This is a genomic window from Methanospirillum sp. (genome assembly GCF_035560735.1).
Classification (GTDB): domain Archaea; phylum Halobacteriota; class Methanomicrobia; order Methanomicrobiales; family Methanospirillaceae; genus Methanospirillum.
In genome coordinates, this window is record NZ_DATMYY010000277.1 from 1 (window position 1) to 19,200 (window position 19,200).

At 48.8% G+C, this 19,200-nt stretch carries 20 protein-coding genes; 6 read left to right on the forward strand and 14 right to left on the reverse strand.

Translation table 11 applies throughout. The annotated features are described in order from the left end of the window. Together VN429_RS07850 and VN429_RS07855 are read right to left on the reverse strand one after the other, a co-directional pair. Positions 1–431: DUF5814 domain-containing protein (locus VN429_RS07850; protein WP_325631795.1), on the reverse strand; the 431-nt coding region annotated here is incomplete at its 3' end. Next, positions 428–1,069, reverse strand: coding sequence for a DUF2150 family protein (locus tag VN429_RS07855; protein ID WP_325631798.1), 642 nt, complete (start codon positions 1,067–1,069; stop codon positions 428–430). The genes VN429_RS07855 and VN429_RS07850, both read right to left, overlap by 4 nt. 122 nt (positions 1,070–1,191) lie before the next feature. Here VN429_RS07855 and thiI point away from each other — a divergent pair, with 122 nt between their 5' ends. Then, the gene (gene thiI, locus VN429_RS07860) at positions 1,192–2,409 is read left to right on the forward strand and encodes a tRNA uracil 4-sulfurtransferase ThiI (RefSeq protein WP_325631801.1); all 1,218 of its coding nucleotides are present in this window, start codon (positions 1,192–1,194) and stop codon (positions 2,407–2,409) included. 33 nt (positions 2,410–2,442) lie between these two features. On the opposite strand, the gene pscS is transcribed toward thiI, so the two are convergent. Both pscS and VN429_RS07870 read right to left on the reverse strand, forming a co-directional pair. Continuing rightward, entirely contained in the window at positions 2,443–3,624 is a 1,182-nt protein-coding gene (pscS, locus tag VN429_RS07865; protein WP_325631803.1) for an O-phospho-L-seryl-tRNA:Cys-tRNA synthase, read from the reverse strand. Further along, on the reverse strand, positions 3,621–3,803 hold the full coding sequence (locus VN429_RS07870) for a hypothetical protein (protein ID WP_325631805.1): 183 nt from the start codon (positions 3,801–3,803) through the stop codon (positions 3,621–3,623). The genes pscS and VN429_RS07870 overlap by 4 nt, the downstream gene beginning before the upstream one ends. Positions 3,804–3,933: 130 nt before the next feature. Here VN429_RS07870 and VN429_RS07875 point away from each other — a divergent pair, with 130 nt between their 5' ends. Beyond that, positions 3,934–5,436, forward strand: a complete 1,503-nt coding sequence (locus VN429_RS07875) for an ATP-binding protein (protein WP_325631808.1) — start codon at positions 3,934–3,936, stop codon at positions 5,434–5,436. Between the two features lie 17 nt (positions 5,437–5,453). On the opposite strand, the gene VN429_RS07880 is transcribed toward VN429_RS07875, so the two are convergent. From VN429_RS07880 to argH, 10 genes are all read right to left on the reverse strand, one after another. Next, positions 5,454–6,314, reverse strand: a complete 861-nt coding sequence (locus VN429_RS07880) for a formate/nitrite transporter family protein (protein WP_325631810.1) — start codon at positions 6,312–6,314, stop codon at positions 5,454–5,456. Between the two features lie 73 nt (positions 6,315–6,387). Continuing rightward, a complete protein-coding gene (locus VN429_RS07885) occupies positions 6,388–8,133 on the reverse strand; it encodes a DUF2070 family protein (RefSeq protein WP_325631812.1) in 1,746 nt (581 codons plus the stop codon). Positions 8,134–8,143: 10 nt separating this feature from the next. After that, a complete protein-coding gene (locus VN429_RS07890) occupies positions 8,144–9,046 on the reverse strand; it encodes a carbohydrate kinase family protein (RefSeq protein WP_325631814.1) in 903 nt (300 codons plus the stop codon). Then, positions 9,043–9,381 (reverse strand): DUF555 domain-containing protein, encoded by a 339-nt coding sequence (locus VN429_RS07895; RefSeq protein WP_109968328.1) that lies wholly within the window; start codon positions 9,379–9,381, stop codon positions 9,043–9,045. The genes VN429_RS07890 and VN429_RS07895 overlap by 4 nt, the downstream gene beginning before the upstream one ends. A gap of 32 nt (positions 9,382–9,413) precedes the next feature. Further along, positions 9,414–9,941: a nitroreductase family protein gene (locus tag VN429_RS07900; RefSeq protein WP_325631818.1), complete on the reverse strand. Its 528-nt coding sequence runs from the start codon at positions 9,939–9,941 to the stop codon at positions 9,414–9,416. Beyond that, positions 9,928–10,284 (reverse strand): hypothetical protein, encoded by a 357-nt coding sequence (locus VN429_RS07905; RefSeq protein WP_325631821.1) that lies wholly within the window; start codon positions 10,282–10,284, stop codon positions 9,928–9,930. Before VN429_RS07905 ends, VN429_RS07900 begins: the two co-directional genes overlap by 14 nt. A gap of 70 nt (positions 10,285–10,354) precedes the next feature. Next, positions 10,355–10,696: a DUF5350 domain-containing protein gene (locus VN429_RS07910; protein ID WP_109968325.1), complete on the reverse strand. Its 342-nt coding sequence runs from the start codon at positions 10,694–10,696 to the stop codon at positions 10,355–10,357. A 77-nt stretch (positions 10,697–10,773) separates the two neighbouring features. Further along, on the reverse strand, positions 10,774–12,624 hold the full coding sequence (gene gatE, locus VN429_RS07915; RefSeq protein ID WP_325631824.1) for a Glu-tRNA(Gln) amidotransferase subunit GatE: 1,851 nt from the start codon (positions 12,622–12,624) through the stop codon (positions 10,774–10,776). Then, complete coding sequence (gene gatD, locus VN429_RS07920; protein ID WP_325631826.1) at positions 12,621–13,865, reverse strand: Glu-tRNA(Gln) amidotransferase subunit GatD; 1,245 nt, start codon at positions 13,863–13,865, stop codon at positions 12,621–12,623. The genes gatE and gatD overlap by 4 nt, the downstream gene beginning before the upstream one ends. After that, positions 13,862–15,340, reverse strand: a complete 1,479-nt coding sequence (gene argH, locus VN429_RS07925; protein ID WP_325631828.1) for an argininosuccinate lyase — start codon at positions 15,338–15,340, stop codon at positions 13,862–13,864. The genes gatD and argH overlap by 4 nt, the downstream gene beginning before the upstream one ends. Positions 15,341–15,705: 365 nt before the next feature. On the opposite strand from argH, the gene VN429_RS07930 reads away from it, so the two are divergent. From VN429_RS07930 to VN429_RS07945, 4 genes are all read left to right on the forward strand, one after another. Further along, positions 15,706–16,779: an ABC transporter substrate-binding protein gene (locus VN429_RS07930; RefSeq protein WP_325631831.1), complete on the forward strand. Its 1,074-nt coding sequence runs from the start codon at positions 15,706–15,708 to the stop codon at positions 16,777–16,779. 143 nt (positions 16,780–16,922) lie between these two features. Continuing rightward, the gene (locus VN429_RS07935) at positions 16,923–17,711 is read left to right on the forward strand and encodes an ABC transporter permease (protein WP_325631834.1); all 789 of its coding nucleotides are present in this window, start codon (positions 16,923–16,925) and stop codon (positions 17,709–17,711) included. After that, positions 17,711–18,478: an ABC transporter ATP-binding protein gene (locus VN429_RS07940; protein ID WP_325631836.1), complete on the forward strand. Its 768-nt coding sequence runs from the start codon at positions 17,711–17,713 to the stop codon at positions 18,476–18,478. Before VN429_RS07935 ends, VN429_RS07940 begins: the two co-directional genes overlap by 1 nt. A gap of 53 nt (positions 18,479–18,531) precedes the next feature. After that, on the forward strand, positions 18,532–19,044 hold the full coding sequence (locus VN429_RS07945; protein WP_325631838.1) for a 50S ribosomal protein L16: 513 nt from the start codon (positions 18,532–18,534) through the stop codon (positions 19,042–19,044). Positions 19,045–19,200 lie beyond the last annotated feature (156 nt).

Genomic DNA, 19,200 nt, shown 5'->3' on the forward strand with positions numbered 1-19,200 from the left:
ATATGATCCTCGGTCCTTATCTGAACCTGACGAATTTTTGTCTGCTCTGCAACATCTCGGATTGCTTCAAGCAGATGAACTGATTCTTCGAGATAACTAAGAATGTCAGCGGCATAGATCTCTATCCCGTACTCTTCTAAAATAAATTCGCTGATTTGCCGGTGATCTAGTCCTGACTCACGTAGTTCGATGATCTCAATAGCAAACTTTCGTTCAGGGCACCCACAGTTCGGGCTTTCTCTGCATTTACAGTTTACAAAGGCTTTTAAAAAAGCCATAATCTGTTCACGGGTCGGGCGGTCAAAGCCGTCGTAGGGGATTGAGAATAATGCCTCAATCACCGCCCCATGAAAGGCTCCTTCAGGCAGCCGGTATCCCACTAATCTTCCAAGTTGCCGGTGATACCGCAGACGTGCCCGTGCTGCAATCACGAACTTTCGCCTGCTTCCTCATCAAAGTTTTTCAGGGTCGCTAGTGCCTCGTTAATGGTCTCAACTTCTATAAGCCACTCATCGAACATCCCTGGATCATCGCTCTCTTTGATATAGCGTCCACAGCATGATTTCCCGTTGATAACATTCGCACCGATTGTGGCAGCAACTTCGAGAACTTCTTCCATCTGTTCTTCGTCTATGGACTTTCCTTTCTTCACAAGTGCTTTGATATCCTCGTCAAATCCACCTTCCAGGAACTTTCTCGTCGCTGCAAAGAGCACGAGCATTGAGAACTGAAGTGAAGCAATGACCTCTTCAATATCCCCTTCAACGGTTTGATTCAAGACAATCTCTTCAACGTCACTAATCCGCTGGAGAGCTTCTTCCTTGGTAAACCGATTGTTCTGGTAGAGTTTTACAATCTTCAGTACTTCGATGCAGATGTCCTGGTTAAAACTTGAGAGCAACTGAAATCCTTCAGGCATCTCATCATCATCTGCACTACCCTCAAAATCAGCCTCGCTGAGTGCTTTGAGCCAATTCTCCCAGCGCTCCTGGCTGTAGAATATATAAAAGAGCTTCAGCGGCGCTTCATCCTGAGCAGAGGCAGCGTCCTTCTTCTTTTTTGGAGCCATTACGTACACCTGACCGTCTGATCGTATAGTCTTTGTTCCTGATCAAAAGGTCTGACCATCTTCTTTATCTTCGGGATGATTAGCCTTTTCATGACACAAACTACCTATCACGGGTAGCGCCAATGTATGAGCATTCAATGGAGAATGGAAAGTCCGGCGCTGTTATGATCCGCTTTGGTGAACTCTTTCTGAAGAGTGAGCCGGTTAGGCGACAGTTCATGAAAGTGCTCATTGGCAATATCAGATCTGCTCTGTCAAGTCATGAAATAGAATACACTCTGGTGGATAACAGGAGCCGGATTCTTGTCAGTTCTAATACTCCGGAAGCAATGATTCCTCTCCTGAGCCACATCTTTGGCATAGTGGATATTGCCCCTGCTCTTCTGACTGACTCATCAATCCCTGCTCTATGTGAAACTGCCGGGAAACTTGCATCCCGAAATCTGAAATCAGGAATGAGTTTTGCAATCCGGGCACGACGTGATCAGGTTCCTGGTTTCACCAGTCAGGAACTCGGAGCAGAAGCAGGCGGAGCAGTACTTGAATCTGTACCTGGAGTACGGGTTGATCTCACTCATCCGGATTATGAGATTTATCTTGAAGCACGGAAAGAGGGGGGGATAGCGTATGATATACGGATACCCGGTCCGGGGGGTTTGCCATACGGTACCCAGGGCTCTGTTCTATCTCTTATCTCCGCAGGAATTGACTCTCCTGTTGCAAGCTGGATGATGATGAAGCGGGGTGTAAAGGTAAGTTTCCTGTATATTGACACAGGTACATGGGCAGGCTGCGACTGCAATGACAATGTCCTTCGCAATCTTGTCGCACTTTCATCATGGGTTCCGGGAATCAGCCTTTCCCTGCATATTATCCATGCCCAGCCATTGTATGATCTGCTCATGAATGATTGTGAGCCGCGCTATCGGTGTGTTCTGTGTAAACGTGGAATGCTTATGCTTGCTGAAACGTTTGCAGCGCAGTGGAAAAATCAGGCTATTGTGACCGGTGATAATCTTGGTCAGGTCGCTACCCAGACTCTGCGGAATATTGTGACAATATCATCTTCAGTGACCATCCCAGTTCTACGGCCGCTCATCGGATATGATAAAGAGGATATTATATCACTTGCGAGAAAAATCGGGACCTTCACCAATGATCCTGGTAACACGTCCTGTGGGGTTGTTCCGTCAAAACCTGCAACTGCAGCAGATAGTAATCTGATCAGGGATCTTGAGGAGCGACTGCACATCAGATCTATGATACCCTCTCTTCTGGATGACCGGGAGAAAGTTGTTGCATTGAACGGAAAAATTAGGTCCGAACTCTCTGGACATTAAAAGAAGAGAAACCAGGTATCTGCGTGGGCTAGGCTATGCCTGTACAGATAATCCTTCTTCTTTTGCAATCTCTACAAACATATCTCCTACATATTGTGCCTGCTCTTCAGTGAGCCCGTATGGGTTAAATTTCCAGACCTTAGTTGACCCTGCAATGATCCCGGTAATTCCCCTCTCACGAAGAGCACTAAGCAAAAAGAACCCTTTCTTTTTGTGTGTCTTTGCAACTTTGTCAAACGATTCGGTTGTATTCATCCTGGTGAGCGGGTGTTTTCGCGGGTACTCACTTATCACCTTTGTACCTTCAATTGAACAAAGGGCATCAACAATCTGGTTACACCGCTTCAGATGCTGATCGAATTGATTCACTCGCTCCCGAACATGTGGGAATGAAGCCATCATTCCAACTGACGTAACACCCATCAGCGTGCATCCCATCATCTCCACTTCCTTGACTCCAAAGGTCCTGCCTGTGATGTCGCCTTTTGCCTGTGTGGTCCTGAAGAGTTTATCCGCCCACTCTGAAGTTGTGGCAAGCATACCTGACGGCGCTGGAGCAGCCATGCTTTTGTGCCCAGAACCCACGAGAAAATCAGCGCCAATCTTTTTCCCATCTACTGGCATGACCCCAACTGTATATGCTCCGTTACATAGAATCGGCACATCATACTGATGGGCAATCTTTGTGATCTCCTGTACTGGATGGAGGTTACCAAACTGGTAATCCACCTCTTCCACGTACAGAAGGGCTGGTGGTCTCCCGGCTGAACGGGTGATCTCCTCAATTCTCCCTGCAACGGCATCTGCAGTAATGATTTGCGAATCATCTGGTGGTACCTCATGGGGGATCCCCCCGGCCTGTTCGACCGAGAGAAACTCGGTGTAATGCGAGAAGGCTGTAAGGAGTACCGGATCTCCTTTGTTCACAACCGTATCTGCGACTGCCTGAAACCCGCGTCTGGCTCCGGGCACAAGCCTCGCAACATCCATGTTGACAAAATCAGCAAGGTCATCATGGAACTTAGCGAGAGGTGGTTTTTTGATACAATCCAGTCTAAAAGGTTTCTCGCAGTTATCACATACCGAGTAACCATCCCCGTACGCGAGAACCGCTTTCATGGCATCAACAGTCAGTCTCCCCCCTGCCTGGATTGGGTCCAGGTTGATATAGAGTTCTTCTATTAGCCTGGTGTCAATCCCTTCACCACAGTTCATGATACCAGTTCCTCTTTCAGAATGCTGATCTGTTTCTCAAGTTTCTCTAGAGTTTTTGCTGTTTTTACCTTCTGATCTGCTGATAGCCGGTGGTGGGGAGCGGTCTCCCGAAGCACCCCTCTTATCTCACAAAGCAGGAACAACCCCTGAAATACTGCCTCTGCTACTCTTCTTGACATATTGGAAACCGGGCAACAGCCCCCTCACGTGGATATACAATGTGATGAATATTGTTATCTACCTGCTCTCTTTTTCTCGGGCAGGGATGATCCCATACGCTCTTATCAGGAAGAATCTGTATCAGTACTTATGAGTAGTGGCAGGTTGCTGGACAACAGACTCACCGGTACCAATGTTCTTCATTATGTCTTCCGGGCCCCGGCTGCCTCCCCTATGAGTATTGGAGATCTGGTGGTGGTTGATGATCAGCAGAACCGGACACGTTTTTTTGCACGGATAACTGGCATTGGGCATGATGAACAGTCATGCACTGGTGATTCATTAGATGATACTTCGCTGGTAATTTCAGCGTACCCGATAGGATGCATTGGAGTGGATGAGGTTTTCAGGCGTCCCAGAATCATGCCATCCCGGTATTCTCCTGTAAGAACATTAGCCCCTGAAGATATCACCTATCTGAACAGGTTTATGGGTGAGATCGAGGTCGGGCTCGTAGTCAGCGGTCAGCGACCGATCCCTGAACTTCCGGTACGGATACCTGCCAGAGTTCTCTCACAGCACATGGGTGTTTTTGCCACTACTGGTATGGGGAAAAGCAACTACATGAAGGTCTTCTGTGCTTCAGCTATCTCTGCGCGGTTATTTGGACTTCTCATCATCGACCCGCATGGGGAGTATGCGGCAGGAATGAGTTCTGATTTTGAAAGTCGCGGACTGCTTCATCATCATGATGCAGATACCGGTCTCTCTGTCTTCTCTATTCAGAATGAAAATGTCAGGACTGAACTTGATATGAAACAACTATTGATCAGCCATGATGACATGGATATCACTGATCTGACACTTCTCTTTGACCTTCTTCCAACAGAGCGTGAAGTCATGAACCTTCTCACCCCGTTCCCCGGTCATGACATAATCGACTTTTTCGTGAACGAGGATGTTGAGTCACTCCCTTCACATGTTAAAACAACTGCGCACATCGGTGATCACCAGGATATTGCCCAGCGTGTTAGAAGTGCAAACCCAGACGCACTTCGGGTGGTTCAGCGCCAGATTCAGACTCTTATAGATATCTCCTCTGCCTTTCTACACAAAACTACATCATCTGTCCCCGATATCATTGAAGACCTTCTGGCAAACAAAGTGGTATTGATCGATATTCCCCGCATGAGTGAGGTTGCAGAATTATTCCTCCTCTCTGTCATCTCTCGGGCTGTACTGCATAAGTACAAAAACGTTGTTCAATCTGGTCGAGCTGGTGAGGATGAACCTCACCGGGTACTTCTGACCATTGAAGAGGCACAGCGGGTGCTCTCAATGGAATCAGAGAAGACGGGAATATTCAGACAGATTGCAATGGAAGGAAGAAAATTTGGTGTGGGTTTGTGTGCTGTTACGCAGCAGCCAAAAAATATTGATCCACGTGTTCTTGCCCAGATGAACACGTTTGTGATCATGGGGCTTGCAGACCGCCAAGATAGAGAGACAATTGCATCGTCTGCAAAACATGATCTCCGGGTGCTGGATCTGGAGATTCAAACCCTCGATCGCGGTGATGCGATCATCTCTACGATTGGCATCCCGTTTCCGGTCAGTTGCCATGTTCACCGGTATGAGGATTACATCGAATGAATCAATGAGGTTAGAATCTACCCCTCGAGTTCTTTTTTAAACGAAAGCCAGTATAACAGCCCAACAAAGAACAGGCCACCAATCAGGTTTCCAAGAGAGGCTGGGATTAGGTTATTCCACATAGTGCTCCATCCAAGGTTTGCAATCCCTGGACCTACCTGCGCGACCTGAAGTGGTGTAAGGTCTCCTGCGGTTAGGAGCCCTGCTGGAATAAGGTACATGTTCGTTACAGCATGATCAAGGCCACTTGCCATCATTGCCATAACCGGGAACCAGATTCCCATGATTTTCCCTATGACATCATCAGCGCATAACGCGAGGAGAACTCCCAGGTTCACCAGCCATCCGGCAGCAAGTGACCCTACGAATAGAGAAAAGAACCCCCCGAGACCCATTGTGCTACATTTTGCAGTGGCGATACTTACCGTGGAAATACCTGCTACTGTTGCGCTGGTAAACCCGGATGAATCAGTGAATGTCAGTGGTCCTGCTGACATAATCGCAGCGAAAAAGATTGCTCCAATGAAGTTTCCTGCCCACGCCAATACCCAGAGACGAACAACCATCAGCCAGGAGATCTGGTTTCTGCAGGCCGCAAGTGGTGCTAACATTGCATCTCCTGTGAAGAGCTCTGCACCGGTCAGAACAGTCAGGATCACACCGAGTGGGAAGACGGCCCCTCCAATGAATCTGACCAAGCCTGCGCCTAGTGTCAGTTCCATTCCGGTTGTGACAGCGACCATCAGAGCTGCCCCCATCCCAATGTACGCCCCTGACATTGCTGACCTGAGCAGAAGATTCCATGCCGGGAGCTGAGCCTTATAGGCACCGAGATCAGATCCTGCCGGAAGGATGGAAATAGGTGGATGATAACTCATTATCTTCTCCCTGACTGACAAATCATCATGTTGAGTTGGATATGCATGTTCATATTCACTTCCTCCCTGGCAATCAGGAGAGAGCCATGTATGCTATAACTGATAGGACTACAGCCAGTAGAAGCATTCCTCCACTGATTGGAATGATGTAAATCAGGATCGTATTTACAATACTTGCGAGCTGGGCAATAGAGTCTGATCCAAAAATCACGACACCTTCGCATGATGCAGTACTACCTGCCGCTGTTGCGGGTGAAAGATCCTCAAGTGCTTTGATAACACCATCGTCAATATATGGGATCAGCGTAGTTGGAGGAACACGCAGACCTACTGGATTCTTTCCTGATATTGTGTTCACGACATGGGTATCAGTGGTCATTATTTCCGCCTCGTCGACCATGGTGAGAACTTCATCTCTGATCTCCTCACGTGCTCCTGATGCCATATTATTGCCATCAAGGAGAATATATGCAGTTTTTTGACCGCTGACTTCAACAACCAGAACCTGAAGGCCTATGTCACCAATGCCTGATGTTCGTCCGTATGGAAGAGGGATGTGTGTATACCCCACCTTGAGGGCAGATGTCTGCATTACCTCCCACTGATCAAAGGCGTGGCATGCAGCAGTGAAGTACTCATGTGCTGTCTTTGTTCCAGGTCTGATTGATGCGATCTCATCACCGATACAGTTGTGAGCATCAACAAATCCGATGTGTTGGGTCATCCGGTGTCCTTCACACAGAATTGAATGACCGATACAGAAATCGAGATCTTCAGTCTTGTCAGGGGAGCGGGTACTGACCATCAGGAGAGCATTTCCGATCCTCTGATACAGGAGTGAGACTGTCCCTTCGCTAATCCGTGTTGATTTGCAGGCAACTCCGGTATACTCAAGGTGGGTTCGTGTTTTGTTGACGGCATCAACCAGTTTTTGGATCTCTGACTCAGAGACGAGATTAAAGTCATGGGTTGCACACCCGTGTGCTACCATTACTTCCTCATCGAACTGCTCGCGCAGTATTGCAGGGAGGTTTCCACCACCGATCTCACCCATTGGTCCGGGATGAACATTTGGAATTGTAAAGATGAGGTCCTGCTTTCCTTCGCGCCTGAAGAATATACTCACCTGTGGGACAAATGCCTCCTCTCCAATCCTACGGAAGAAATCCTCCATGCTCCGGGACCCATCGGTCAGATGTGCAATAAATGCGTTGAGAAACTCAAGTCCCCTAATCCTGAATGCCCGGTATAGCGGCCGATCAATAAGCCATATCAGAATGGCAAACCCGGTTCCAAAGAGGAGAAACAGGATCGGTGCAAGAGTCAAAAATGGCTGGGGAAAGATGAACAGGCCACCCACGTAACCGGTAAGGCTCTGGATGAGCGCTGGCATAATCACCCGGTTCATCCGGTAATCTGCGATTGAAACCAGAGTCAAAAGTCTGATGCCAAAGATGAATCCCAGTGCTATTGCAAAGATGAGGGCCAGAAATTCCCTGAGTGCGATAAGGCCAATCAGTGTAATGAGAGTAGAGAAAAGGGTACATGATACCGCGAGCAGTGCGCTTCGGTTCCATGTCATCTGCCTGCCGATTATGGTGATCAGGGGGCGGGTTGTTATGAGTGCGACAAGTCCAGGTATGATAAAACAGAAAATTCCAAAGAAGCGGTACTGCGGTGAGAGGCGCCATGATATTGCCTCAATGAGCAGTCCGAGAAGAACAAGAATAATAATTGATTTTGGCCATCCAGGTGCTGTGAAGATGTACCGGGACATCGATTCTATCTTAACCGCGCTCTCTGTCCTCCCCTGTTGCATACTCCTCCGTTCAGGTGCGTCTCGGTCTTTGTGGTTCAGATAACTTGCCGAATGTATCGGTGTACCTATCTTTCATGCGTGCCCGATCTGCAAGTGCTGTCTGGCATCCCACATGTTCCACAACAAATGAAGCTGTTATTGTTCCGATCTTTGCCGATGTTATGGTATCATATCCTTCGGCATAGGCAGTAAGAAACCCGGCTCGAAAACCATCTCCTGCCCCGGTTGGATCCACACATGATACAGTCACTGCAGGAATGGTGGTGGTATTACCCTGCTCTGTGATTTGGCATCCTTCTGCACTTCTCGTCTCGATTGCAATTGGAACCTGTTTTATCAGATCTGCATGAGAAATTCCGAGCGTTTTACACATTCCGCTGTACTCATGATGGTTCGCTATCAGAATATCGATATTCTCAAGGATCACCTGCAGGTGTTCCCTGGTGTACCGGTGAATATCCTGACCAGGATCAAAACTTGCAAATTCTGCCTTTTCTGCAACCCTTACATTGAATGCAGGATCTGCAGTAGCCATGTGGACAAACTCAAGCTTCGGTGCCTGTTCAGTTTCAAATGCCCGTGAGGCTCCCCACTCGAAGAAGGTCATCTGCGCGCCTTGAGGATCGGTGAACATGAATGCCGTGGCAGTGTTAGCCGTTGGAACCACGAAAAACCGCTTGTCAATTTTTAGTTTATCCATCCACCTGTCATACTCACTACCGGCAAATTCGCCACCCACCGCGCTGATGAGGGCAACATCACCTCCGAGTACTGATATTCCGGCTGCGATGTTTGCAGCTCCCCCTCCAAAGAATACCTTCCGTTCAAGAACCGATGCAGATGCATTGGGTAATGGAAGGTGTGATACTTTGCAGATATGATCAACCGCAGTATGTCCAACGACCTCTATCATAACTCCTGCACTTCCACGATCTCAAGCGGTACATCACGCAGGGCCTTTCCAATAACTGACCGCGCAATCCTCCCGGCATGCTCTGATGAGTCGGCCTTGAAAACTTTCATCTCCATCCGCATTCCCACTAGAGCAGTCCGTGCAATGAGTAATGCACAAGGGAGTTCTTCGTCGCAGGACGGGCAGGCTATCACTCCTGCTTCGACATCCACAAACTTGGCGGTGGGATTGAGTCTCTTTCCTGCTTCACTGATTGCAATTCCGATCGCGTCATCAACTGATTTGACATCTTTGATGACCCATGCCGATTCCAGCACTACCAGATAATCTGTCATTCCTTCTCACTATAGACGGGCCGGCATGCCGGTTACCACTCGTCCTGATGTATATGTTCCAACACGTCCTTACGTGCAGGCGATATTGCTGCTTCGGCTCCGTATCCGAGTGCCAGCAGTGTGACCGGTCTGATGTGGTTTGGAAGTTTAAGAATATCTCGTACCTGATCATCATCAAACCCTGCTGTCCAGCAGGTTGCAAGACCCGCAGCATGTGCACTGAGCATCAGATATGTGGCAACGATCGATGCCTCTTCGAGCGCATAGAGTATGCCCCTTTCACTGTACCGTGCCATGGATCTCACATAGTTTGCACAGACCACAAGGACTACGGGTGCATGTGCGATGTGTTCCTGGTTCAGTGCTGCATCTGAAAGAAATTCGCGCACTGAGGGATCACGTACAACTACGATATCCCATGACTCTACGTTTCCTGCAGATGGGGCTTTTGCTGCCTGTTTCAGGATTGTTTCAAGAAGTTCAGGCTCTATCTCCCGGTCTTCATACTGTCTGACTGAAGTTCTGCCTGAAAGAAACTGTCCGAAATCAGATAAATTCATGTTTTTCTAATTCCTGCCATGAGTGCTGAGCCACAGTTGTAGCAGCGCTGATGGAAGATCCAATCTGCCTGACTGCGCCATCAAAATCATTGCTCTCAACAAGACTGATGGCTCCATTCAGAGCATCTATAGCCCTTTGAAAATCTTGCAAATTTGTTGAACGAAGTGCGAACTGAAGTTCCATTCGTACTGACTCGAGGCATTGCTGGACAATCTTTCTGCCCCCTGCCCGTTCAGCATCTTTCAGACCTGACAGAACAGTGATCAGTTGTGAAGCGATCATCAGTTCTGACTTGGATCGCTCCCCGTACTGAAACGCAGATACTGCAAGCTTCTTATCCATAGTACTTACTATCCTGCAGACTTAATGTAGCCTGCCAGCGGTGGTAGAAAAAAGGGTTCTGATATTCAGGTTATTTAGAACGGGTTTTTGGTCCGAGCATTGAGACCTTTGGTCTAGTGATCCTGCGGCGGGCAGCCATGGTCCTGAGATCCTGTGGCTGTCCCGGGCTTGAACGTCCTCCGCGACCGCCGCGTCCTCCGCGACCTCCACGTCCTGCTGGTGCTGCGCCTCCTCTTCCGTCACGACCACGTCCGCGGCTGGCATTGCGCTCAAGTTTCTTGAGTGCAGCCTGCGCTTTGAAACGCTGGTTCGGCCCTGGCTTCTTGGCTGCTGCTTCTTTCCTGGGAACAAGTCTAATCTGACCTTTGCTCCCTTTTACCTGATTCCATTCTGTTGTGCCTGTCTTGCCCATTCAGATCACCTATAAAATGCCTATACTATTGCTGGTTCTCATCAATTAAAGGTTATTCATATTCTCGTCTTACTGCCTTATGCATTCAGAACTTTTGCAATGGCGGCCTGGAGTGCCTGACTTACTGCTTTTCCGTCAACAGATCCCCTGACTTCCTTCATGACAACACCCATCAGTGGGCCTGCAGCTGCTGCTCCCTTCTCCCTGACAAATCCAATCCTCTCTTCAACGATTCGCATAACGATTCCATCAAGATCTGATGCAGAGACTGCTGGTGCAAGGGTCGAAAGAGCATCCTCCAGATTTTTTCCTCCGGCAATGGCTGTAAGTAATGATGGCATTGCTTCCTTGGCAGCCCTGCCCTCCTGAATCGCGTTAAGAACATTCCTGATAGAGAAATCACTTACGGCATCCACATTCACTCCCTCTCTGCTCAGTTCACGCAGGGTTGAATTGAATGCACGTTCAGCAATACTCGCTTTGATGCCCGCAGTCACAGCCTCTTCAAAAGCTAGTGATCGCTCTGAGTATGCAATCTGCCTGGCTACCTCTCTGTCAAACCTGTAATCATGCATGTACCGTTCGATCTTATCACTGAGAAGTTCTGGAAGGCTTAGTTCTTCCCAGTCCTCACTCGTGATCCTTACTGGAAGTACATCAGTCTCGGGGTACATGCGCGCAGCCCCAGGGAGAGGACGCATGTATGCTGTGGATCCCTCGTCAAGCATTTTTCTTGTTTCCTTGGGAATACCCTCAAATGCAAGGTTTGCGCGCCTGATGATCTGCTTGATTGCACATCTGCATTTTTCTGGTGTGTCTGCAACGATGATCACACAGTCATCATCCTTTGCAGAAAGGGCGCTCTTCAGTGTTCCTACCTCTTCTTCCGTGACACCGTAGGCTGGTAGTTCATCGGAATGGAAGAGACCGCCGACACCACATTTCTTTGCGTAATCAGACATCTCACTACCGAGACGTCTTCCCGGCTGGATCTCCCTGCCTACAAGTCCTGCAAACCCATTGAGTCTGATGGCAAGGATCTTTTTTGCCTTCTTCAGAATCTTGCTCCCGCTCTCTTTGAAAAGATGAGTCACGTCAACCGGATCGGTCTCAACTGTTGCACCACGGGAAATGAGTTCATCCCTGATAGCGAGAAGTTCGACCTGACGTCTCACTTCACGTCTGACAACTTCAGCGAGGAGGTCAAGTTCCTGAACTCCCTTAATCTCTACCCTGCCTCCGTCACGGATCGAGACATTGACATCCTGCCTGATGGTTCCGATACCCCTCTTCACTCGTCCGGTGGATCTGAGATACATTCCAATAACGGCTGCTGTCTCCTGAACTGCCTCCGGGGTATGCAGGCAGGGTGCGGTAGTAATCTCGATAAGAGGGATGCCGAGACGATCTAATGAGAAGGTTGCATCCTCAAGCCGCTGGGCTGCTTCTTCCTCAAGGCATACAGTCTCGATGATCGACCCCGATGGAAGATGCCCATGTAATGCAACAAGGGCAGTCCGTTGGAATCCGGATGTATTGGATCCATCAATGACGAGTTTGCGCATCGTGTGAATCTCAGGGACCGCTGACATACCGGTGAGTTTGGCAATTGTCAGAACGATATCCAGGGCTTCCCTGTTAAGTGGGGTTGGTGGCTCCTCATCGTTCTCAACCAGGCAGGTACTGTCATATTGCAGGTACCGAAAACGCCTGACCTGCATCATCTCTTCTTCGGCTGCGCGGTCAAGTTCTCCAAGTTCTGATCTGGTTGCCCGCAGATACCGGAAGAATTCACCGCTTGCTTCGTCTGCCTCCCGTATTGTCGTAGGGCAACGGCAGAAGAGTTTTGTTTTTGTATTGAGCTGCTGGTGGATCTCCAGACCGGCAATGAGACCGAGTCCTTCGTAATCTGTTGGTGATTGAGTCATGCTACTGACCTCCTTTCAATCTCACCAACTAGACTCTCCTGGATCATCTCCTTCGCCTGCTCAGTAGATGTGGTATTTCCCAGAACCCACATGAGTTTAACCAGTGCAGCTTCGGGCAGCATATCCTCGCCTTCGATAACACTAATGGAGAGGAGATCCCGGCCAGTGTCGTATACCCGGTCACAAACTCTCCCGTGCAGGCATTGTGATGTCATGACAACTGTCATTCCATCTCTGATCAGATCAGATAGTCGCTCAATAAACCGGCTGCTAACATGTCCAAGCCCGGTTCCTGCCAGAACGATCCCTTTGTATCCGGTATACGCTGAAAGGATTGCAGGATCCATGCCTGGATAATAAGAGATGAGTGCACACCGCTCCTCCAGGTTATCCGCGAGCGTAAGACTCCTGCTACCTCTTTTCATAGCTTCCGGTGAGAGTGACACAGTAAGATCCGGATATGCAACAGTTCCGATAGGAGCAACTCCATGGCTCTGGAATGCGTCACGCCTGGAGGTGTGCATCTTTCTAACCCGTGTTCCCCGGTGAATGGCACAGATATCATCGCTTGTGTTTGCATGCATAACAACCGCCACCTCTCCGAGATCAGAGATTGCAGCTTTTGCAGCGCAAAGACCGTTCATCAGGTTATCACTGCTTGGCCTGTCTGCAGATCGCTGCGAACCTACAAAGATGATTGGAATCGGCGTCTGAACCATGAAACTGACCGCGGCTGCACTGTATGCCATGGTGTCAGTTCCATGTGTTACAATTACTCCTTCTGCGCCCCCTTTGATTTCCTCATGGATTGCCCTGGCAAGCTGCTGCCAGATCGCAGGGGTCATATTTTCAGACAGGATATTGCAGAGCTGGATAGCACGAAACCGGGCTATTGAAGCAAGGCCGGGTATTGCGTGCAGGATATCAGTAGCCCTGAACTGGCTGGTAACAGCACCTGTCCGGTAATCGATCCTGCTCGCGATCGTTCCTCCGGTTGACACAATAGTAACCTGGGGCAGATTCTGGTTCTGTGCTGCTTCTACAGGTTCACCAGATTCCATAACATCTGGTCTGGAAATGAGTGAACAGTCTCCTTCAGGGACTCCGATATTATATCCAGATTCCAGTTTTACAACAGCCATACCATCACGGCTGGTGATAAATGATCCTTCTGTTTTGGATCCCCCTATTCTGCAATTTACCAGATCCCCGGTTGCAAACATACTCTCTTTTGTACTCATGACTCTGCTATCCTCTTCGCTTCCCTGATGAGGCGGGCTGTCGCTTCTTCTACTCTTGACACTCTCTCAAAAAGTGCAGCCTCGTCTTCTGCCAGTACCTTTTCCCGTTCAAAAATTGCTTCTTCTGTTGCGGAGTGAGCCGGGCCGCCCGGCCATCTTCTTATACTAACTCCGACAGCAGGGTCAAGAGCAGTATCTATTATTGTCTGGGTAAGACCGCGGGATGAGAGACTGGCCCCTGTCACTTCAATGGCTGCTTCATCAAGGGTATTCAGATCCATTGTTCCCTTACGAACTGCATGACCGACGATATGATGTGCAGTTCTGAAAGGAATATTAAACTCCCTCACTAACTGATCCGCAACCTCAGTTGCGGTTGAAAAACCTTTTCCTGCCTCTTCTGCCATTCGGTCAGTCTCAAACCGGGCAGTCCTTATCATTCCGGCAAGCAGATCGATATCACGCCTGATCCTGGTGATACCCCGCCAGAGGTGAGGGTTTAGATCCTGCAGGTCGCGATTGTATGACATGGGGAGACCTTTTGTGATTGTGATCGCTGATACGAACTCCCCCAGGAGGCTTCCTGCTCGTGATCTGAGGATCTCAGCAACGTCAGGATTCTTCTTTTGAGGCATGATCGAGCTGGTTGAGCAGTATATCTCATTTAAATCCACGAATCTTACAAAGGCAGAGCTCCATATAACGAGTTCCTCACAGAACCGGGAAAGGGTGGTGAGGAGGATCGTATCAACAGCAAGAATCTCCCCTGCTGTATCACGTCCGGCGACTGCATCCATGGTGTTGAGAACAATACCGTCGAAACCGAGAAGGTCTGCAGTCATCTTCCGATCAATGGGGTATCCGGTTGATGCAAACGCAGCAGCACCTAGCGGAGACAGGTTTACCCGTGCAAGTGAATCTGACAGGCGGGAGAAATCACGCCCGAATGCCTGCTCATAAGCAAGGAGATGATGAGCCAGGGTAGTGGGCTGGGCATGCTGGAGATGAGTAAATCCCGGCATGATTGTCTCACCAAATTCACGTGCACGGGTGATGAGAACTCTGCGAAGCCTGATGAGAGCATGAAGTTGATCAAATATTTCATTCCGTGATCTGATCCTGATGCAGGTGGCAACCTCGTCGTTGCGTGATCTCCCTATGTGCAGTCTTCCTCCTGCCTCTGATCCCGCCTCCCTGGTTAGCCCGGATTCAATCCCTGCATGAATGTCTTCATACTGCTCATCAAATGCATCGGCTGGAACACCTTCCTGGTACATCCTGAGCAGAGGCTTCATCAGGGCTGATGCAATCTCCTCTGTGACAATTTTCTGCCTCACAAGCATGAGGAGGTGTGCCATATCGACCAGAAGGTCCGGTTCTGCAATGAACTGGTCTGCATCCATTGATGAGAGGAACGATTCAATATCATGGGTCCTCTCTCCCCCGAGACGGCCCTGTCTTATCACATCCTTCATCTGGTTATCCTCTGTAATGTCTGTAGTTAGCCTTCAACAATGACTCGCCCCCAAAAAAATCCTACGATGATGATTACGTGCCATAAAATAACCAATATCCTTCCTTACAATACGCCGTCCGTACTTCAAATTAGTTATCGTATAGCTCTCAAAGAGTTGGGCACAAGATTAAGAACTCCTTTCAAATAGTCTCCCTTCCTGCTCTGAATCAATATTCATTTGATCACTCTTTCCTCCGCTGATGTCTTTAAAGGTAAAAAATAACTGGATTAATTGCCCTCATAATGCAAATCTCTCTGGATTATCGGGAATCCCGACGACGATTTTAAGTCTCTGCCCATCCCAGATTTGTGCAACAGGAGTGTATGATGAAGCGAACATTCGCCCTTCTCGTCGTTCTTGCTCTTATGGCAGGAATGGTATTCCTCTGCGGCTGTACTTCAGCACCGCAGAAGAATGAAACCGCAGCAAAAGAAACAACGGCCCCGGTTAAGGTTGATACCACCCAGGCACCTGCAAAGGCAGCACAGTCAGGACCAAAGACAGTCCTGAATATCGGGTACCAGCCAAGCACTCACCAGATGGCATTCATGACAGCCTACAGTAAAGGTATGTATAATGAATCTCTCTTAGGAACAGGCGTCAAAGAAGTGAAACCATTCAACTTCCCGACAGGTGCCCCGGAGATGCAGGCTATGCTCGCTGGTGATCTTGATTTCGCCTATACCGGTTCAGCTCCATTTGTGACTGCTGTTGCCACCGGTCTAGATGCAAAGATTATTGGAGCCGTGCAGACCCAGGGATCTGATCTGGTACTGCGGAACGGTCTGAACTATACAAAACCGTCTGACCTGAAAGGCCTCAAGATTGCAACATTCCCTGCAGGAACCATTCAGGATACCATCCTTCGGACCTGGCTGAAAGAACAGGGTCTTGATGACACCAAGGATGTTGAGATCGTAGCAATGGGACCGGGAGATGCAACCACCGCAATTATCGCCGGTAAAGTCGATGCTGCGTTCCTTCCGGCACCATCCCCAACAACTGTTGAGGATGCCGGAGCAGGCAAGATCATTGTTCATTCCGGACAGATGGCCCCAGGGCATGCATGCTGCGTCCTTGTGGCAAGCGGTGATATGATTCGCAACCACCCTGACATTGTCCAGGCAGTGCTCTCTGTTCACCAGAATGCAACTGAATTTAACAAGAAGAACAGTGCAGAAGCAGCCGGGTATATGGCATCCATGACCGGTATGAATGTCTCAACCATCACACGCTCACTCAAAGAGTGGGATGGTCAGTGGGTTTCAGATCCGGCAACTATCACAAAGTCTGTCGCAGGGTATGCAACCGAGCAGCGGGCACTCGGGTACATCAAGAAAAATGTAACCGAGCAGGATCTCTTCGACACCAGTTTCTATAAAAAGATCAGCCAGTAATGAGGTTGGGTACAGGGTACAAAGTCAAATGACATTCAGACTTATACCCATACTTTTTCCTGCTCTTTTCTGTAACATATAATCAAAGATATCATGACCTGAATGCAGGGTCGTGTCATCATCAGAATAATTGAGATATTGGTATGGGTACAAACACATCGCCAGGGAAACGTTCACCAGTCTGGCTGGTGATCTCGCTCGCAGCTGCAATCATCTTCTGGCAGGTAGTTGCAGATTATGTCGTCAGGAACAAGTTCATACTGCCATCTGCCACTGACACTTTTGCGGCTTTTCTCCAGCTCTGGGCAGGTGGAACAATATGGATAGATATCTGGACCAGCCTGATGCATTTTGCCATAGGTCTTCTTTTGGCCCTAGCAATAGGGGTTCCAATCGGTATCTGCATCGGCTGGTTTGAGAAGGTCAACCGGTTGCTTGATCCTCTTATTGAAATCATCCGTCCGATTCCACCTCTTGCCTGGATCCCGTTTGCTATTGTATGGTTCGGACTCACGGATTTTTCCGCGGGTTTTGTCATATTTATTGGGTCAGTCTTTCCAATTCTCATCAATACATATGAGGGATTCAGGAGTGTTCCAAGAGTCTTTGTAGAAGCAGGAAGGATGCTTGGCTGTACCAGCAGCCTCTCTCTTATTAGGTACATAGCCCTCCCCGCGGCCCTGCCTCATCTTGCTGCGGGTTTCAGGATAGCATCCGGTGTAGCATGGATGTGCCTTGTTGCAGCTGAAATGTTTGGAGTATCACGGTTTGGGCTTGGTCAGAAGATCTGGTGGTATTACAATCTTCATCAGATGGACAGTGTTCTTGTTTACATGCTGCTTCTCGGGTTCATTGGTCTCTTTATCGATTATCTCTTCAGATACGGGATAGATCACAGTCTTCTGCGCTGGCGTGTTGGGGAGGTAAACTAATGGGGAGCGTTGAGATTTCAGAGATAACAAGGCAGTTTACCCGTGATGATGGACTCTCTGTCCAGGCTATTGATGGTGTCAGCCTTTCAATCGCTGATGATGAGTTTGTCTCGTTTGTAGGTCCGTCGGGTTGCGGGAAGACCACCCTGTTGAGAATCATTGCAGGGCTGGATCAGGCTACATCTGGAACAGTGCTGGTTGATGGCAACCAGATTTCGGGTCCAAGTCCCCGGGTTGGGATGGTTTTTCAGGAGTACTCACTCTTCCCCTGGCGTAATATTCTTGATAATGTAGCATTTGGCCCGGAGATGCGTGGGCTCTCAAAGGTTAAGCGGTATGTACTTGCGCGCAAGTACATATCATTAGTTGGCCTCGACCAGTTTGAGAAGAGTTTCCCCTATGAACTCTCGGGAGGAATGCGTCAACGTGTTGCAATTGCCCGGGCACTTGCAAATGATCCTGATCTGCTTCTTATGGATGAACCGTTCGGAGCACTAGATGCACAGACCCGTAATAAGATGCAGTCTGAACTCCTAGAGATCTGGGGAAGATCAAAGAAGACGATCCTCTTTGTCACTCATAGTGTGGATGAAGCTGTCTTCCTCTCTGATAGGATCGTAGTGATGAGTTCAAGGCCGGGGAAGATTCGTTCAGTCGTCCAGGTAACGATCCCACGTCCAAGGGATCGGACTGCACCGGAGTTTGGGAACCTGAGGCGTGATGTCCTCGGCCTTATCGACGAACAGTCACGTCAGGCAAATGATTAATAGGAATTTTGTCCATTTACTAAAGCACATATACCACTGAGGAGATACGTCCGATGGTCAGAAAGCCAAACTGCATGTACAGGAAACTCGCAAAGAAGGCATACACCCGCAAGGAATACATGGGTGGTGTCCCGGGTATCAAGGTTGTCCAGTTTGATATGGGTAACCTTACCGCCGAGTTTCCAATGTCTGTCCACCTTATTGTGGATGAGAGCTGCCAGATACGCCACTCTGCTCTTGAAGCAGCACGTATGAGCATAAACAGGAAGCTGAACAAGGATCTTGGAAGGAGCAACTATCACCTGAAGCTGCGCACCTATCCACACCACGTCCTGCGTGAGAACAAGCAGGCAACCGGGGCAGGTGCAGACCGTGTTTCACAGGGTATGCGCCTTGCCTTTGGAAAGGCTGTCGGAACTGCAGCACGTGTGATTCCAGGCCAGAAGATCTACACCTGTTACACAAATGCGCAGAACATTGAAAAAGTAAAGGATGCCCTCCGTCATGGTGGCCACAAGCTCCCGTCCCCGACTCACCTTGAGATCGATATCAAGGACGAAGCCTGAATAATTTATCCATACATTAGCTGATCGTTTCGATCGGCTTCTTTCTCTTTGTTCTTTTAATTGTATGCAAATAGCGTACGTGATTTGTATTTCCCGGGAGTATCTAATTTTCTGGTTTCACAGTTTCGTGGATTTTTTACTATAATTGTTATATAG

What these genes read in the sequence shown, in the direction of transcription:
- VN429_RS07855 (WP_325631798.1), bottom strand. Translation starts at nt 1,069, where the DNA reads ATGGCTCCAAAAAAGAAGAAGGACGCTGCCTCTGCTCAGGATGAAGCG.
- thiI (WP_325631801.1), top strand. Translation starts at nt 1,192, where the DNA reads ATGTATGAGCATTCAATGGAGAATGGAAAGTCCGGCGCTGTTATGATC.
- pscS (WP_325631803.1), bottom strand. Translation starts at nt 3,624, where the DNA reads ATGAACTGTGGTGAAGGGATTGACACCAGGCTAATAGAAGAACTCTAT.
- VN429_RS07870 (WP_325631805.1), bottom strand. Translation starts at nt 3,803, where the DNA reads ATGTCAAGAAGAGTAGCAGAGGCAGTATTTCAGGGGTTGTTCCTGCTT.
- VN429_RS07875 (WP_325631808.1), top strand. Translation starts at nt 3,934, where the DNA reads ATGAGTAGTGGCAGGTTGCTGGACAACAGACTCACCGGTACCAATGTT.
- VN429_RS07880 (WP_325631810.1), bottom strand. Translation starts at nt 6,314, where the DNA reads ATGAGTTATCATCCACCTATTTCCATCCTTCCGGCAGGATCTGATCTC.
- VN429_RS07885 (WP_325631812.1), bottom strand. Translation starts at nt 8,133, where the DNA reads ATGCAACAGGGGAGGACAGAGAGCGCGGTTAAGATAGAATCGATGTCC.
- VN429_RS07890 (WP_325631814.1), bottom strand. Translation starts at nt 9,046, where the DNA reads ATGATAGAGGTCGTTGGACATACTGCGGTTGATCATATCTGCAAAGTA.
- VN429_RS07895 (WP_109968328.1), bottom strand. Translation starts at nt 9,381, where the DNA reads ATGACAGATTATCTGGTAGTGCTGGAATCGGCATGGGTCATCAAAGAT.
- VN429_RS07900 (WP_325631818.1), bottom strand. Translation starts at nt 9,941, where the DNA reads ATGAATTTATCTGATTTCGGACAGTTTCTTTCAGGCAGAACTTCAGTC.
- VN429_RS07905 (WP_325631821.1), bottom strand. Translation starts at nt 10,284, where the DNA reads ATGGATAAGAAGCTTGCAGTATCTGCGTTTCAGTACGGGGAGCGATCC.
- VN429_RS07910 (WP_109968325.1), bottom strand. Translation starts at nt 10,696, where the DNA reads ATGGGCAAGACAGGCACAACAGAATGGAATCAGGTAAAAGGGAGCAAA.
- gatE (WP_325631824.1), bottom strand. Translation starts at nt 12,624, where the DNA reads ATGACTCAATCACCAACAGATTACGAAGGACTCGGTCTCATTGCCGGT.
- gatD (WP_325631826.1), bottom strand. Translation starts at nt 13,865, where the DNA reads ATGAGTACAAAAGAGAGTATGTTTGCAACCGGGGATCTGGTAAATTGC.
- argH (WP_325631828.1), bottom strand. Translation starts at nt 15,340, where the DNA reads ATGAAGGATGTGATAAGACAGGGCCGTCTCGGGGGAGAGAGGACCCAT.
- VN429_RS07930 (WP_325631831.1), top strand. Translation starts at nt 15,706, where the DNA reads ATGATGAAGCGAACATTCGCCCTTCTCGTCGTTCTTGCTCTTATGGCA.
- VN429_RS07935 (WP_325631834.1), top strand. Translation starts at nt 16,923, where the DNA reads ATGGGTACAAACACATCGCCAGGGAAACGTTCACCAGTCTGGCTGGTG.
- VN429_RS07940 (WP_325631836.1), top strand. Translation starts at nt 17,711, where the DNA reads ATGGGGAGCGTTGAGATTTCAGAGATAACAAGGCAGTTTACCCGTGAT.
- VN429_RS07945 (WP_325631838.1), top strand. Translation starts at nt 18,532, where the DNA reads ATGGTCAGAAAGCCAAACTGCATGTACAGGAAACTCGCAAAGAAGGCA.